General features: G+C 62.4%; 15 protein-coding genes. 7 read left to right on the forward strand and 8 right to left on the reverse strand.

Translation table 11 applies throughout. The features are described 5' to 3' along the window. Positions 1-20: 20 nt before the first annotated feature. The 6 genes from OXH74_RS20250 to OXH74_RS20275 all read left to right on the forward strand — a co-directional run bounded on the left by OXH74_RS20250 (position 21) and on the right by OXH74_RS20275 (position 5822). Positions 21-1328 (forward strand): ABC transporter substrate-binding protein, encoded by a 1308-nt coding sequence (locus OXH74_RS20250; RefSeq protein WP_375738548.1) that lies wholly within the window; start codon positions 21-23, stop codon positions 1326-1328. Between the two features lie 166 nt (positions 1329-1494). After that, positions 1495-2217, forward strand: coding sequence for an ABC transporter ATP-binding protein (locus OXH74_RS20255; RefSeq protein WP_375738549.1), 723 nt, complete (start codon positions 1495-1497; stop codon positions 2215-2217). A 4-nt stretch (positions 2218-2221) separates the two neighbouring features. After that, positions 2222-2923 carry an ABC transporter ATP-binding protein gene (locus tag OXH74_RS20260; protein ID WP_215380722.1) on the forward strand — a complete coding sequence of 234 codons (702 nt, stop codon included), beginning with the start codon at positions 2222-2224 and terminating at the stop codon, positions 2921-2923. 2 nt (positions 2924-2925) lie between these two features. After that, on the forward strand, positions 2926-3789 hold the full coding sequence (locus OXH74_RS20265) for a branched-chain amino acid ABC transporter permease (RefSeq protein ID WP_375738550.1): 864 nt from the start codon (positions 2926-2928) through the stop codon (positions 3787-3789). After that, a complete protein-coding gene (locus tag OXH74_RS20270) occupies positions 3789-4805 on the forward strand; it encodes a branched-chain amino acid ABC transporter permease (protein ID WP_375738551.1) in 1017 nt (338 codons plus the stop codon). Before OXH74_RS20265 ends, OXH74_RS20270 begins: the two co-directional genes overlap by 1 nt. A gap of 87 nt (positions 4806-4892) precedes the next feature. Next, on the forward strand, positions 4893-5822 hold the full coding sequence (locus OXH74_RS20275) for a LysR substrate-binding domain-containing protein (protein WP_375738552.1): 930 nt from the start codon (positions 4893-4895) through the stop codon (positions 5820-5822). A gap of 47 nt (positions 5823-5869) precedes the next feature. Here the strand turns inward: OXH74_RS20275 and OXH74_RS20280 are convergent, their stop codons facing one another. Then, the gene (locus OXH74_RS20280; RefSeq protein WP_375738553.1) at positions 5870-7057 is read right to left on the reverse strand and encodes an MFS transporter; all 1188 of its coding nucleotides are present in this window, start codon (positions 7055-7057) and stop codon (positions 5870-5872) included. A 263-nt stretch (positions 7058-7320) separates the two neighbouring features. Between OXH74_RS20280 and OXH74_RS20285 the strand changes: the two genes are divergently transcribed. Next, positions 7321-8046, forward strand: coding sequence for a phosphatase PAP2 family protein (locus tag OXH74_RS20285; protein ID WP_375738554.1), 726 nt, complete (start codon positions 7321-7323; stop codon positions 8044-8046). Between the two features lie 48 nt (positions 8047-8094). Here OXH74_RS20285 and OXH74_RS20290 read toward each other — a convergent pair whose 3' ends face one another. The 7 genes from OXH74_RS20290 to OXH74_RS20320 form a co-directional block, all read right to left on the reverse strand. Further along, entirely contained in the window at positions 8095-9054 is a 960-nt protein-coding gene (locus OXH74_RS20290) for an SdiA-regulated domain-containing protein (protein WP_375738555.1), read from the reverse strand. A 76-nt stretch (positions 9055-9130) separates the two neighbouring features. Further along, positions 9131-10654: an ArnT family glycosyltransferase gene (locus tag OXH74_RS20295; RefSeq protein ID WP_375738556.1), complete on the reverse strand. Its 1524-nt coding sequence runs from the start codon at positions 10652-10654 to the stop codon at positions 9131-9133. A gap of 44 nt (positions 10655-10698) precedes the next feature. Next, positions 10699-11439 (reverse strand): glycosyltransferase family 2 protein, encoded by a 741-nt coding sequence (locus OXH74_RS20300; protein WP_375738557.1) that lies wholly within the window; start codon positions 11437-11439, stop codon positions 10699-10701. Positions 11440-11533: 94 nt separating this feature from the next. After that, complete coding sequence (locus OXH74_RS20305; protein WP_375738558.1) at positions 11534-12232, reverse strand: TVP38/TMEM64 family protein; 699 nt, start codon at positions 12230-12232, stop codon at positions 11534-11536. Between the two features lie 194 nt (positions 12233-12426). Beyond that, positions 12427-13419: an NAD-dependent epimerase gene (locus OXH74_RS20310; protein WP_375738559.1), complete on the reverse strand. Its 993-nt coding sequence runs from the start codon at positions 13417-13419 to the stop codon at positions 12427-12429. Further along, positions 13416-14759, reverse strand: coding sequence for a UDP-glucose dehydrogenase family protein (locus OXH74_RS20315; protein ID WP_375738560.1), 1344 nt, complete (start codon positions 14757-14759; stop codon positions 13416-13418). The genes OXH74_RS20310 and OXH74_RS20315 overlap by 4 nt, the downstream gene beginning before the upstream one ends. A gap of 280 nt (positions 14760-15039) precedes the next feature. Further along, entirely contained in the window at positions 15040-15963 is a 924-nt protein-coding gene (locus tag OXH74_RS20320) for a hypothetical protein (protein ID WP_375738561.1), read from the reverse strand.

A 15963-nucleotide genomic window follows, 5' to 3' on the forward strand; every position in this document is an offset into this window, starting at 1 on the left:
CTCCCAACGAGGTACCTGCCATGAACAACAAGAAACTCCTTGGTGCCGGGCTTTCCCGGCGTGATTTTCTGCGGGCCAGCGGCGTCGTGGCTGGTGGCTCGCTGCTCGCAGGCTTTTCTTCCGGCCCGCTGATCGCCTCGGAAAGGGTCATCCGCATTGGTTACGTCAGCCCGCAGACCGGCCCGCTCGCGCCCTTTGCGGCAGCCGATGCCTACATCATCGAAAGTCTCGCCTCGGTGTTGAGGAACAGCATCACGGTCGGCGGCCAGCGCTGCCGGCTGGAGGTGATAGTCAAGGACAGCCAGTCCAATCCCAACCGTGCCGCCGAGGTGGCCAACGAGCTGATCCTCGAAGACGGCGTTGACCTGATGCTGGTGTCGTCCACGCCGGAAACCACCAACCCGGTGTCGGATCAGTGCGAGATCAACGAGGTCCCGTGCATCTCCACCGTGGCGCCCTGGCAGCCCTGGTTCTTCACCCGTGGTGGCAAGCCGGATGAGGGTTTCGAGTGGACGTACCACTTCTTCTGGGGGCTGGAGGATGTGATCGCCACCTACACCGCGATGTGGGGTGGCATGGCGAGCAACCAGGTGATCGGTGGCCTGTTCCCCAACGACGGCGACGGCAATGCCTGGGGCGACGCCAAGCTGGGCTTCCCGCCGGTGCTGGCGCAAAAGGGATTCCAGTTGGTGGACCCGGGCCGTTTCCAGAGCCTGACCGACGACTTTTCCGCGCAGATTTCCGCGTTCAAGAAGGCTGAAGCCCAGATCGTCACGGGCGTCGTCATCCCGCCGGACCTCACCACCTTCTGGACCCAGGCGCGTCAGCAGGGGTTCCAGCCCAAGGCGATGTCGGTGGGCAAGGCGCTGCTCTTTCCCTCCGCCGTGGAGTCCCTGGGCAAGGCTGGGCACAACCTGTCCACGGAAATCTGGTGGAGCCCGAGCCACCCCTTCAGCTCCTCGCTCAATGGCCTCAGCGCCCAGCAGTTGGCCGAGCGCTACACCCAGGCCACCGGCAAGCAGTGGACTCAGCCGCTGGGCTTCGTGCATGCCCTGTTCGAGCTGGCGGTGGACATCCTTCAGCGCACGGAGGAGGTCGGCAATCCGCAGGCCACGCGCGATGCGCTGCTGAAGACCGAGCTGAACACGGTGGTCGGCCTGGTGAGCTGGAAGAACGGGCCGGTGAAGAACGTCGCCAAGACGCCATTGGTATCTGGTCAGTGGCGTTTGGGCGGGCCATTCACCTACGACCTGGTCATCACCAGCAACCAGACCGCACCACAGATTCCGCTGGGTGGGGAGATGCAGGCGATCACTTACGGCAGCTGACTCTGAGCGTGGGCGGGGTCCCCTCACCCCGCTCCGCGCCCCGGCCAGAGCGCTTCGCGTTCTGGCGCTCTCAGGCACTGAAAGCAGTGCTTCCAAAAGCATGCCTGATTGGCCCCGGAGGGAGAGGGGGCTCGTCCGGGCTACAGCTTCATACAGGTAACGACACATGCAAAAACTCCTCGTACTGGAGCAGGTGCACAAGCGCTACGGCTCGGTGAAGGTGACGGACGACTTCAGCCTGACCCTGGCGCCGGGCGAGGCACTGGGCATCATCGGGCCCAATGGCGCGGGCAAGAGCACGCTGTTCAATCTCATCGCCGGGGGGGTGCCACCGGATAGTGGGCGTATTCATTTCCAGGGCGCTGACGTAACCCGTGAGCCAGTGTTCAAGCGCTGCCAGCGTGGCATCGGCCGATCGCACCAGATCCCACATCCCTTCGTGAAGATGACGGTGTTCGAGAACCTGCTGGTGGGCGCCACCTTCGGTGCCGGGCACGGGGAAAAGGACAGCTACGGCTGGTGCGCGCACATCCTCGAACTCACCGGCCTGATTAAGAAGGCCAATGCCCAGGCCGGCGCATTGACCCTGCTGGAGCGCAAGCGTCTGGAAATGGCTCGTGCCTTGGCGACGCGACCGCAACTGTTGTTGCTCGACGAGATCGCCGGCGGCCTCACCGAGCCGGAGTGCCTGGAGCTGGTAGGCACCATCCAGGGTATCCACCGCGCCGGTACCGCGATCATCTGGATCGAACACATCGTCCATGCGCTGCTGGCGGTCGTTGGCCGTCTGGCAGTGATCAACTTCGGCCGCAAGCTGGACGAAGGCGAGCCCAACGCGGTGATGGCCAACCCCAAGGTGCAGGAAATCTACATGGGCATCGGGAACTGAAGTCATGCTGACGATCCGCAAACTGCGCGCCGGCTACGGCGACTTCCAGGCGTTGTTCGAAATCGACCTGGACCTGGCGGAGGGCGAGACCCTGGCCATCATCGGCTCCAACGGCGCCGGCAAATCCACCTTCCTGCGGTCCCTGGCCGGGCTGATCCGCAATGACCCCGGGGCTATCCGTTTCAAGGGCGAATACATCGGCAACCTTCCGGCCAACCACGTGCTGGAGCGCGGCATTGCGCTGGTACCGGAGGGACGCAAGCTGTTCCCCTCACTGAGCGTCGAAGAGAACCTGCTGATCGGCGCCTACAGCGGGCGCAAGGGCGCTTGGAGCCTGGCGCGCATCTATGCGCTGTTCCCAGTGCTGGAGACCCTGCGCAAACGCCCCGGCACCGCGCTGTCCGGTGGGCAGCAACAGATGGTCGCCATCGGCCGCGCGCTGATGTCGAGCCCGAGCCTGCTGCTCTGCGACGAAATCAGCCTTGGCCTGGCGCCGACCACGATCAAGGACATCTATGCCGCGCTGCCGTCGATCAAGGCGGACGGCACGGCAGTGGTCCTGGTCGAGCAGGACATCAACCAGGCTTTGAGCGTCGCCGACCGCTTCTACTGCTTCCAGGAAGGACGCATTTCTCTTTCCGGCAAGCCGGGCGAGGTGAGCAAGGATCAGATCAAGGCGGCCTATTTCGGCCTGGCGGAGGCATGACGATGGAATGGCTCAATACCCTGGTGCAGGGCGTGCTGCTCGGCGGCCTTTACGCCATGTTCGCGGTTGGCTTGTCGCTGATGTTCGGCATCATGCGCCTGGTCAACATCGCCCACGGCGACTTCATCGTATTCGCGTCATACCTGGCGCTGGTGGTGGTGGAGGCAGTCGGTCTGTCGCCACTGCAGAGTCTGCTGGTGGTGGTGCCGGTGATGTTCACGGCGGGTTATTGCCTGCAGCGTGGTCTTCTCAATCGCACCCTTGGTCAGGACATCCTGCCACCGCTTTTGGTGACCTTCGGCCTGTCGATCATCCTGCAGAACGTTCTGCTGGAGTTCTTCAGTGCCGATAGCCAGAAGCTCTCGCAGGGCGACCTGGAGGTGGCGAGTGTGGCAGTCGGCGGGCTCAGCCTTGGCGTCATGCCGCTGATGGTGTTCGGCAGCGCGCTGCTGGTGATCGGCGGTCTGCAGCTGCTGTTCTACAAGACGCGCCTGGGCCGTGCCTTCCGAGCTACCTCGGATGACCAGCAGACCGCGCAGCTGATGGGCATCGACAATGCTCACATCTTCGGCCTGGCCATGGCCCTGGCGATGGCGGTGGTGTCCATCGCCGGCGTGTTCCTCGCCGTGCGCACCAGCTTCGACCCCAGCGTCGGACCGGCGCGCCTGCTTTACGGCTTCGAAGCGGTGATCATCGGCGGCCTCGGTAGCCTCTGGGGCACGCTGGCTGGCGGCGTGATCCTCGGTGTTGCCCAGGCGGCAGGAGCACGCATCGATCCGGGCTGGCAGATCCTCGCCGGCCACCTGGTGTTCCTGCTGATCCTGGTTTTCCGCCCGCGCGGCTTGTTTCCCCGGAGTGTCGACTGATGAATGCGATGAACAATGCCTACCTCGTCCAGCGCGCGACTCGCAGCAGTCAGGTGGGTCTGGGGGTGCTTGGTGTGGTGGTGCTGGTGCTGGCGTCGCTGCCTTTCTGGGCCGACCGCGCGCTGCTGCGCCTGGTGGTGGAGTTCGCCTACTACCTGGCCCTGGCGCAAATGTGGAACCTGCTCGCGGGTTATGCCGGCATGGTTTCGGTTGGCCAACAGGCCTTCGTCGGCCTGGGCGGCTACTTGCTCTTCGCGTTGGCGACGAGATTTGGCGTACCGCCGCTGCTGGCGGTGGTGCTTTCAGGTGTGCTGGTGGCGCTGCTGGCGGTGCCGACGGCACTGGTGCTGTTCCGCCTGCGCGGCGCTTACTTCGCCATCGGCACCTGGGTGGTGGCGGAGGTCTTCCGCCTTGGACTGGCCCAGGTCGGCAGCTTGGGTGGCGGCTCCGGGCAGAGCCTGCCGGCGGGCATCGTGCGGCAGATGGGCAGCAGCCGTGACGGCCGTGAGATGCTGCTTTACTTCAGTGCCCTGGCCATCGCCGTGGCGGCGGTGCTGCTCGTGTACTTCCTGCTGCGCTCCCGCCAGGGCCTCGCACTCACGGCGATCCGCGACTCCGAGCCAGCATCCGGCAGCCTGGGCATCAATGTATTTCGCACCAAGTTGATGGTCTATGTGCTGGCTGCCGGTTTCACCGGGGCGGTCGGCGCGCTGATCTTCCTGCAGAAGCTGCGCATTTCGCCAGATGCGGCTTTCAGCGTGCAGGACTGGACGGCTGCGGTGATCTTCATCGTTATCATCGGCGGCATCGGCACTCTGGAAGGCCCGCTGGTCGGCACGCTGATCTACTTCGCGCTACGCAGTTGCTTCGCGGAGTTCGGCGCTTTGTACATGATCATCCTCGGCAGCGTTGCGGTGGTGATGATGCTCAAGGCCCCGCAAGGTGTGTGGGGGCTGGTGAGCGAGCGGTTCGGCTGGCAGCTGTTTCCAATGCAGCGCCGACTGGTGGGGAGCTGAGGGCGTGCTCCTTCTATGTGGTGGGGGCGAATGAATTCGCCCCCACATGCTTCAATCCTGCAACTCACTGCCAACTTGGAAAGCACCATGGACCGTCTGCTCAGCATCGAAGCCTTCGTCCGCGTCGCGGAAACCGGAAACTTCGCCAAAGCTGCCCAACAACTGGGCGTGACGCGTTCGGTCGTCAGCCATCGCATCCAGCAGCTGGAAGCCTTTATCAACGCACCGCTGTTCCACCGCAGCACCCGCCATGTGCGGCTGTCGGAAGTGGGGGAGACCTACTACAAGGAATGCGCGGACATGGTGGCGAGCTTCAACAGCCTCACCGAGCACATGCGCGACCTACGCGCCAAGCCCACCGGCAAGCTGCGGGTGCAGATGCTGCCGGGATTCGCCCTCGGCCACTTTGGCCGCCTGCTGGCGGAATTCACCGAGCTGTATCCGGACATCGATGTGGATGTGATCGTCAACGACCGGGTGGTGGACCCGATCGAGGAAGGCTTCGATGTGGCCTTCCAGATGTTCCCGCCGCTGGCCGAGTCCCTGATCGGGCGCAAGCTGTTCAGTGTGCGCCGGCTTTTTTGCGCCGCGCCCGAATACCTTGAGCGCCACGGTGCACCGAACGAGCCTGCCGATCTGCAGGCGCACAAGGTGGCGTTGTACGAAGGCTACCCTTCGCGCAACAAGTGGGTGTTCAACGGTGGGGCGGAGCCGGTGGAGCTCAGTCTGGCCGGGCAGGTGCGTTCCAACTCGGTCCACCTGCTGCGCGACTATGCGTTGAACGGCACCTGCGTCGTCTGCCTGCCGACCCTGGTGGCCAGCGATGACCTACTGGCTGGGCGTCTGGTGCCGGTGTTGGCTGATTACGCGCTCACATCCTTCAACTTCTCTGCCGTCTACCCGGCGACCCAGCGCCGAGCCCTGAAGGTGCGCACGCTGATCGACTTTCTGGTGGAACGGATCAGCGAGGAGCCGGCGTGGGATCGGCCGTTATTGGAGCAGGGCTGGGTTCGGTAGGGTGTGCTGTGCGCACCGGGCGTCGGACGTGGTGCGCACAGTGCGTCCTACGAACGGCCCGCATGCCTGATCAGCAGCAGGAGCAGCGCTGCTATGCCAAGCAACGCACTGCAGTAGAAGGCGAGGGCGGCGCCATGGCTTTGCCACAGCCAGCCGGCAATCACACTGGCCAGCAGCAGTGCGATGCCGCTGGCGAAGTTGAACAGGCCGAACGCGGTGCCCTTGAGGTCGCTTGGCGTTGTCTCCGCGACCATGGCCGCGAGGATGCCTTGGCTGAAGCCCATGTGCAGGCCCCACAGGGCAACGCCGACCATGACCATCGGGGCTGCCGTGGCCCTGGCCAGCACCACATCGGCCATGACCAGCAGCACCAGACCGGCTATCAGTAGCGCCGTCCGCCCGATTCGATCGGACCATTTGCCCGCCGGGTAGGCCGACACCATGTAACACCCGGCCATCACCACCATGACCAGGGGAATCCAGGTGATGCGGAACCCCAGCTGCTGCGCGCGCAGTACCAGGAAGGCCTCGCTGAAGCGAGCCAGTGTGAAGGCTGTACCGATCGCCATCACCCACCAGTACGCCCTTGAGAAACGATTCAATGAGCTCAGTCTGATGGGAGAGCGGAACACTCGCCGTGAGGTGTCGTGCGGGGGCTCGCGCACGCCGCCCCCCAGGAACGCGACCGACAGCAGCGCAGGAATCACGGCGAACCACAGGACCATTGCAATGTCGTCGTGCAACCAGCTCATCAACAGGATCGCCAGGATGGGACCCAGGAAAGCGCCCACCGTATCCATGGACTGACGCAGCCCGAAGCAGGCCCCGCGAATGTCGGGTGGCGCAATATCAGCGACCAGGGCATCCCGGGGAGCACCTCGAATGCCTTTGCCAATGCGGTCGAGGAGCCGAGCCACAAACACCTGCTCGGCAGCGTGGGCGAGAGGGAACAGCGGCTTGGTCAGCGCCGCCAGTCCATAGCCGAGCAGCAGCAAGACTTTGCGACGGCCGATGGCATCACTGATGGCCCCGGAGAACACCTTGACGATGAGCGCAGTCGCTTCCGCCATGCCTTCGATGAAGCCCAGGGTCAGCACGCTGATGCCCAAGGTGCCGACCAGAAATACCGGCAGCAGGCTGTGAATCAACTCGGACGACAGGTCCATGAACAGGCTGACGAAGCCCAGCATCCATACGGTACGTGGGATCAGCGGGGACGAAGTGGGTGCAGGCATATCCCGGTCTCCGGCCATGGAGGGTGGCGTCGGCGGCAACCTGTTCCGCCCTTCGCTAACGCGATGCATGCAGCAGCTTTGAAGTCCAGACAGTTCAGCACATCGACGAGGATGTTGAAGCCGCCTTCGATGTCCAGTACGCGCAGGTCGACTCCTGAACCTGACCGTCGCGTGGCGTTGACGTTTTTTTCACGTGCCTTCGACCAACTGCTCACGAGCGCTCAAGCAGACTGGCGCGACCTTTATTCGAGCAGGACTTAGCAATGCCGTACTCCCGCCCGTTCAACTTCCGCTTTTGGATCGGCTTACCGATTGCCTTGATGGCCCTGCTGTTGATCGTAGACGTCCCGCACCTGGATTTTGCCCTGGCCCATCTGTTCTACGATCCGCATGGTGGTTTCATCGGGCGCCATAGCCAATTCCTCGAAGATGTGTTGCATGACCGTGCCAAGCAAGCGGTCATCCTCCTCGGCGTCCTGGCGATTGTCGGGTTCCTGGTAAGCCTTTTGCCAACCCGTGTGCGCAGAATCCGCCGACCGCTCGGTTACCTGGTGCTGGCCCTCGGGCTGAGTACCGCGATCGTTTCACCGCTCAAGGCGGTGACTGCTGTCCAATGCCCCTGGAGCCTCAGCGAGTTCGGTGGCGTAGAACCCTACTCACCATTGCTTGGGCATCATCCCTTCGTCGAGAAGGCAGGCCGCTGCTGGCCGGGTGGACATGCGTCTGCCGGCTTCTCCCTGCTGGCGCTGTTTTTTGCCCTGCGTGATCGTCGCCCACGTCTGGCTCGGGTTGCCCTGATCGGGGCGCTGCTGCTGGGCTCGGTGTTTTCGTTGGGGAGGATGATGCAAGGGGCGCATTTCCTGTCGCACAACGTCTGGACGCTGCTGTTCGACTGGATGATCAGTGTGGTCTGCTACCGATTGGTCCTGTATCGGCCCGTACCGGTGATGGATCGGCAGGCCAGCGCGTTGGCCGATCCCGCGGTCTGAGATTGGCGCAGTTCGCTCATCCTGTGAGGGTGAGCGAACCGCCAGGACTCAGGGTTTTTTGAAGACATAGAACAGGTTCGGTTCGCTGACCACGTAGAGGTTGCCCTCGGTGTCCAGGGTCAGTCCTTCGGCCTGGGGGGCGCTGTGCTTCAGGTCGCTGAGTTGCCCCTGCAGGGAGCGGTAGCTGACCATCTCGCCGTCATCGCTCAGTTCGATGATCAGCTTGGACTCATCGCTCAAGACCAGCAGGTGGCTGGTTTTGGCATCGTAGTGCAGGTCGGAAATGTCCGTGGTGAACACGCTCCGCTCGACCCAGGGAGTCAGGTCGAGAATGCTGACCTGGAGCTTGCCCGCAAGGCTCTGCTTTATGCCCGACACCTGATAGAGCTGGCGCGGGCCTTTTTCCTTGGCGATGAACAGTCGATCGTGGTCGGCATCATAGGTGATGCCTTCGAACCCTTTGTTCTGCGTGCTGAGGTTGATACCGAGGGAAAGAAACTCAGTATCCTTCACGTCGATTGCTGCGCCCGGCTGTTCTGGCAAATGGAAGAAGTTGAGCCGCTGGGCATCTTCGTCCGTGACGGCCACGAGACCGTCGCCCATGTAGGCCAGGCCTTCGACGTCCTGAAAACCTGTCAGTGGATACGCTTCGAGCAAGGCACCATCCTTGCCCAGCACCACCAGGCGAACGGGGGTGGCATTGGTGACAGCCAGCAGACGGCTTTTGTCGTAGTCGTAGGCGATCGCTGAAAGGTCATCTTCGATTCCGGCGATGGGCCTGGCCTCGATGGCGATCTTGTAATCCGGTAGCCAGATGTTGCGACCAGTCTGCTGATCGGTATTCATGCTGCTGACGATCGTGTAGTAAAGCCACTGATGCCAGTGGAACTTGATGACGGCATAACCCACGAGAGCGATGGCGGCCGCGCCCAGCGCCCAGAGGCATAGGGGACGCCAGCCGCGGTGCGGGAGGTGCTTGCGCCGGTGATGTCCAACAGCACTGTTCATTTCAGGACTTCCTGTTTACGGACGGGAAAAAGTGTCTTTCGCCATCCAGCGCGACTCGTGCTGGATGGCGGGGGGCTCAGGGAAACGGGGTTGTCCAGGCGAACCTGTAGGACGGGTTGGTGGACAGGGGTTGGCATTGGCCATTGATCGCTTCCGCCTGCACCAGGTAGGCAAGGCCGTCGGCGGCATGCTCCAGTTTGAGAGCCTTGTCCGGGATGAAGCAGCGGGCGAGCTCCGGTTCTGAGACGAGGGCGAATGCTGCCGGATGATCTTTCAGCCATTGCACGGCACTTTCGGTCCGGTTTGGCGTGTTGGCACCAAAATGGACGATGGGTTGGCGGGCATACAGCCACACGCCTTCCCGCCAGTAGCTCAGCACCAGGTCGGCCCCGTGGGTCTTCTCCGCAACTTCGGACATGAGCACCTGGCGCTCGTTGACGCCTTCCTTGATCGGCTCCAGGAAGCCTCTGGCGAACCAGGCAATGAACCAGAACACCACCAGGCCGATGAACACCTTGCGCCCGCGCGGACGCTGGCTGAACCAGCGGTGCAGCAGCCAGGGCACCAATGGCGCTATCGCCAGTACCAGGCCAGGAAGGGCCGGGAAGATGTAAAGTTTGCGCTTGCCTGTACTCAGGCTGAAGAACAGCAGCACCAGGACGACCCATCCCAACAGGATGAGGAAGCGACCATCCCTTTTGGACAGTTCTCGGCGCCAGGCCGGCACTAGCCAGGGCAGGGCGAGCACCAGCGGAAGCCAGTACTTGGGGATCACTTTCACGAAGAAATACCAGAACGGCTCCTGATGGTGCCAGGCGCTGGTATAGCGTTGAGCGGTCTGGCGCAGGAGGATTTCGGCGACATAGGCACGGCTGCTTTCATCCCCCTGGAAGACGACTGTCAGCAGCAGCGGCACCAGCCATACACCAATGGCAGTCAAGGTCACCAGCAGGCCCAGCCACCAGGTGCGGGCTTGTCCCGGCATGCGCACGACACCGTGCCAACCCTTGCGTGCAGCGTACGCATAGGGGATGAGCATCAACACCGGGAGAAATCCCACGCCCTTGCTGATGATGCCGAAGCCCATGCCGGCGCATGCTACGTAGAACCAGCCCCAGGCAGGTCCGAGCAGCAGGTGGCGCGCCATGCCGTAGAAGCTGATGGCGATCAGCAGACAGAGAAACCCGTCGATCTGGCCGGCACGGAGGATGCTGTAGGTCTGGTAGGTCGCCAGGAACAACAGGGCGGCAATCACCCCGATGCGGCGGTTCCAGAGCCGTTTGCCGAGGTCATACAGGCAAGCGGTGGTGACCACTCCGGCCAGCAGGGCGGGAAGGAACAGTGCCAGCGTTGGTGCGCCGGTCAGGCGAATGAAGAGCGCAACGACCCACATGAAGAGTGGCGGTTTGTCCGGGTAGATTTCGCCTGCACGGTGCGGAATCAGCCAGTCGCCACTCTGCAACATCTCCAGGGCGACACCGATGAAGCGCTCTTCATCCACATTGGCGGGCCCGCGTAGACCGAGGCCGGCGCCGATCATCAGTAAAGCGAGTGACAGCAGGAGGAACAACTCGATACGAGGCGAGCGGGAGAGCTGCATCAGTCAGCTCCCCTGGGCCAGACACAGGGTTTTGCGCACCATCGTCAGCCCTCCAGCTCGCGGGCGGAGGTGTCGAGGCGGGTACGGCGGATGAGCCACCAGACTCCGAACAGGTCGAGGATGCCTACCAGCGCCCGGTCCAGGTTGCCATATTTGGAAACGCCTGCGCTGCGCGGGCGGTGGTTGACCGGGTGCACCAGCATGCTGCCGTGGTGGCGTTGGATCAGGGCGGGAATGAAACGGTGCATGTGATCGAAGTAGGGCAGCTGGAGGAACGCCTCGCGTTCGATCAGCTTGAGTCCGCAGCCGGTGTCCGGTGTGTTGTCCTTGAGCAAGCGGCCGCGCAGCTTGTTAGCGAAGCGCGACGCCCAGCGCTTGCTTGCCGAGTCGCGTCGGTTGACCCGATGCCCGGCGATCAGCTTGAGGTTGAGGGGGGGCTCCGACGCGCGGACGATGGCGAGCATGCCGGGAATGTCCGCAGGGTCGTTCTGGCCATCCCCATCCAGGGTGGCCAGCCAGGTGCCCTGGGCGGCTTGGGCTGCATGGTAGATCGAAGTGCTTTGGCCCAGCGACCGATCATGGCTGAGAAGGCGCAGTTGCGAGTAGCCGGAATGCTTCAGTGCGAGCAGCCGTGAGGCGGTGTTATCGGTGCTGCCGTCGTCGACGACAATCACTTCGAAGGATTCTCCGGCGAGGGCCTGGCGAATCTCCTCCAGCAGGCTGGGCAGGTTTTCGGCTTCGTTCTTTGCCGGGATCAGCACGGAGAGGTAAGGCCTGTTCGACATTCTGGGTCCATTCGTAAGTGTGATCGTTAAGGGTTCGAACCCTGGGGTTCGGATTACGGTGCGAGTTGCGCTCGTGAATCGGTAGCGGCCTGCATCAAGGTTGCTCTGTTTCACCCAGGGCAGTGTCGACCTTGTCGTCGATGCTCAAGCCGTGACGGTGGCGGTGGTACAGGTACGCACCGAGCACTCCTGAGAAGAGGAACAGCACTGCCGCAGCGCCGATCCGCAGTGTCGGCGCGACGTTGATGCCGCTGCCGACCAGGGCGAAAACCAGCGTCTGCGGTAGGAAGCCGATAAAGCTCGCGGCCAGGAACGGCGCCATGCGTGCGCTGGAGATGCCGGCGGCAAGGTTGGTCAGCACGTTACTGCCAACCGGCAGCAGGCGGATCAGCAGCGTCATCGAAAAAGGATGGTCATGGATGAATTGGTCGAATCGCGCGGCGCGCTTCCCCAGACGGTCGCGCAGCAGGCTCCTGCCAAAGAACCGGGCATAAAGAAAGGTGGTCATGCAGCCGAGCAGCGCGGCCAGTGCTCCGAGCAATGTGCCTGGCAGCAAGCCGAAGGCATAGCCAGCGAGAAAGGCAATGATCTGCCGTGGCAGGCCAACGGCGGTGAACAGTGCGCCCATCGCCAGGAACAGCAGGGTGCCCTCGACCCCATGCCCGCGTATGTGGGCATCGACCCAGGCTTCGTTGACTGCATTGCCCAGGTCACTGCTTTTGAACAGGTAGCCGAACAGCGCGAGGCTGAGGATCAGGCCAAGCCCCTTGAACAGCACTCGAAGGTTCATCATGCGCCTGCTCCGGATTCGTTCACCGAGGTCCGGACGCCGGCTTGCGCCAGGGCGGCATGTGCACCGGCCTGGATTCTGTCCTGTAGAAGCATTGAAAGGTATCGCCCGTTCGACATATTGGGTCTTTTTATGGTGTGTCCAGAGTAGTGCAGGAGCGGTAAGGCCTTGCTTCATATTGATCTTGCCTGATCGCTTCAGGCTCCGTAGAAATCGCGGTACCAGGCAACGAAATGGCCAACGCCCTCCTTCAACGGGGTACGTGGTTGGAAGCCCGTCCGTTCAGCCAGTGCGCTCACATCGGCCCACGTTTGCAGCACATCCCCTGGTTGCATGGGTTTCAGCTGCTTGATGGACTGGACGCCGGTGGCTGCTTCGATGCAGCCGACGAAATCCAGCAGTCGAACGGGCGAGCCAAGGCCAATGTTGAATAGCCTGGCGGGCGGTCCCTGCCTGGCTTGTTCCGGCTCGTCAGGGTAGGGCGGTGGGCAGTCCTGGATGCGGACTATTCCTTCGACGACATCATCGATGTAGGTGAAGTCCCGCGACATATCGCCGTTGTTGTAGATGTCGATGGGCTGGCCTTCGAGAATTGCCTTGGTGAACTTGAATGGCGCCATGTCGGGGCGGCCCCAGGGGCCATACACGGTGAAGAATCGCAGCCCTGTGGTCGGTATCCGATACAGGTGCGCGTAAGTGTGTGCCATCAGTTCATTGGCGCGCTTGGTGGCGGCATAGAGCGATACCGGGTTGTCGACGGCGTCCTCGGTGGAGAAGGGCACCTTGCTGTTCATCCCATAAACCGAGCTGCTGGAGGCGTACACCAGGTGCTGGACGCCATTGTGGCGGCAACCTTCCAGCACATTGACGAAGCCGGTCAGGTTGGCGTCGGCATACGCATGGGGATTCTCCAGCGAGTAACGCACCCCGGCCTGGGCCGCCAGGTGGATGACTCGCTCGAAGCGCTGATCGCGAAACAGCGCCTGCATGCCAGTGCGGTCTGCAAGATCGAGCTTCACGAAACTGAACCCGGGATGCTGGTTCAGTCGCTCCAGGCGAGCGAGTTTGAGCTCGACGCTGTAGTAATCGTTGAGGTTGTCGAGGCCGACGACTTCATGCCCGGCCAGGCACAGCCGGTTTGCCGTGTGGAATCCGATGAAGCCTGCTGCGCCAGTAACCAGGAACTTCACGCTTCACCTGCTCGCACGACGGTGCGCCCGATGGGATAGTAGGAAAGACCGGCCTGCTTCACCCTGGAGGGCTCGAACAGGTTGCGGCCATCGAAGATCACCTGGTCGATCAGCTTCGCCCTGAGTTCGTCGAAGTCAGCGATGCGGAAGTTCCGCCACTCAGTGAGTATCACCAGCGCGTGGGCTTTTTCCACTGCGGACTCCTTCGAACCGGCCAACACCAGGTCGCCGCGCTCGCCATAAATGCGCCGGGCCTCGTTCATCGCCTCCGGGTCATAGGCCTGCACGCGAGCGCCAGCGTTCCAGAGGCTTTCCAGCAGCACACGGCTGGGCGCTTCACGCATGTCATCGGTATTGGGCTTGAAGGACAGGCCCCATACAGCGAAGGTCTTGCCGCTGACGTCGTCGTGGTAGTGCTTGCTGATGTTCTCGAACAGCTTGTGTTTCTGCTTGTGGTTGACCGCCTCGACGGCATCGAGCAGATGAGGCTCGTAGCCAACCTCCGCCGCGGTGCGCCGAAGCGCCTGGATGTCCTTGGGAAAGCAGGAGCCGCCGTAACCGCACCCGGCATAGATGAAGTCGTAGCCGATGCGCGAGTCCGAGCCGATGCCCTTGCGCACCATCTCGATGTCCGCGCCAAGCCGTTCAGCCAGGTTGGCCATTTCGTTGATGAAGGAAATCTTGGTGGCCAGCATGCTGTTGGCAGCGTACTTGGTCAGCTCCGCACTGCGGCTGTCCATGACGATGAGCTTGTCGTGATTGCGGCTGAAGGGTTTGTACAGCTCGCGGAATATATCGATGCCGGCCTGGTCGTCGATGCCGATGATGATGCGTTCAGGGCGCATGCAGTCTTCGACCGCCGAGCCCTCTTTCAGGAACTCTGGGTTCGATACGACCCGCATGTCGAGGGCAAGGTGCCTCCGGGCAAGGCCTTCATTGACCCGGGCCTTGATCTTTTGCGCGGTGCCGACGGGCGATGTGGACTTGTTGATGATGATTTTGGCGCTCGTTGCGTACGCGGCGATGGCATCCGCCACTGAGAAGACCTGTTTCAGGTCCGCACCGCCATCTTCGCCGGGCGGGGTGCCCACGGCGATGAAGATGATCTCGGCATAATCGATGCCCTGGGTCGCGTCCACGGTAAAACTGATTCGCTTCGCGGCGAGATTGGTCTGTATCAGCGCTTCGAGGCCCGGCTCGAAAATGGGCGAGTGACCTGCGTTCAAACGGCTGACCCGCACTGCATCGATATCGACGCAGCAGACCGAGTGGCCAACCTCTGCAAAGCATGCCGCCTGAGTCAAGCCGACATAGCCCGTGCCAAAGATGGTGATCTTCATGCTGTACTCGCTAATGAGGTGAGACGTGGCCCAGCGCCTGGGCTCTTTTTTGTTGTTCTGGTAGCTCTTGCTGGCCTGTCGACATTTGCACTGCTCCGCCCTGGCGAGGGCCGGCAGCTCCGGGGGAATACGAAAGGCGCCGTATCCCCTGGTGACGTGCGCCGTTCTGCTTCATTCGACCACCCAATTGACGACAGAGATATGACGAGATCGTATAAAACGCAAGCCCAGCCCGACCCAATTGCGACAACTCTGTCACTCGATGACGGTGCAGCGACCATCAATTCTTCTCCGTGCGTTTGAGTTCGAGCACGCGGTCACGGCCCTGCTCGGCAAGCAGGTAAAGGCCGGGAGCAGTTTCGACCAGGGTCTGGGCCGAGCGCAGATGGGTGAGGATTTCATGCACGTGGCCCTGGCTGTCCATGAGCAACAGGCGGGCCATGTGGGTGGTGTCTTCGGTCACCCAGAGGCCTTCGCGGTTGCACAGGAGAAAGCCGGGGGCGTTCAGGCCGTCGAGCACTATCCTGTCATTGCCATCCGGCAGCAGTTGCTTGATCTGCCCGCGTTTCTTCTCGCTGTAGAACAGCCTCCCGTCGGGGCATGCGGTGACGGCTTCCGCTTCCTCCAGCCCACTGCGCAGCGTTTCCGTTGCACCGGACTCCGGGTTGTATCGCAGTAGCCTGCCATCGCTCTTGAGGTCTTCGATGGCATAGAGGAAGTGGCCATCGGTGGCGACGCCTTCGATGTTGGCCCCACTGAGCAATTGCTGGATGCCGTGATCGTTCATCCAGTACACCGGCTGCTCGCCGCCTTCCTGGCTGAATACCACGCCGCCCCGGTACGGCACCATGCCGTCGGGTTTTGAGAGTCCGGTTTCTACCGCCTTGCTATCGCCGTTGACACCAAGTCGCAGGATGCGCCCCTTGCTGTCGTCGAACTCCTGGCTCACATACAGGCCGCCGCGACCATCCGGGGCCAATGCGCTGACCCGCTCGATCGCGTCGAATCGAACCTGCATGGACCAGCCCGGAGCCGCGCTTGCTGGATACAAATGCCGCCAGGCCGGAACAGTGGTAAACCCCAATAACAGCACTGAGGCACCCGCCATCGCCCAGCGACCGACCCGGGAGCGAAAGGAGGACAGGATGCTCTTGCACGAGGTTGCTGGGCGCTGGAGCAGGGAATGAATAGCTGTTACGGACAT

Source organism: Metapseudomonas boanensis (genome assembly GCF_042232855.1).
GTDB classification, from domain to species: Bacteria; Pseudomonadota; Gammaproteobacteria; order Pseudomonadales; family Pseudomonadaceae; genus Metapseudomonas; species Metapseudomonas boanensis.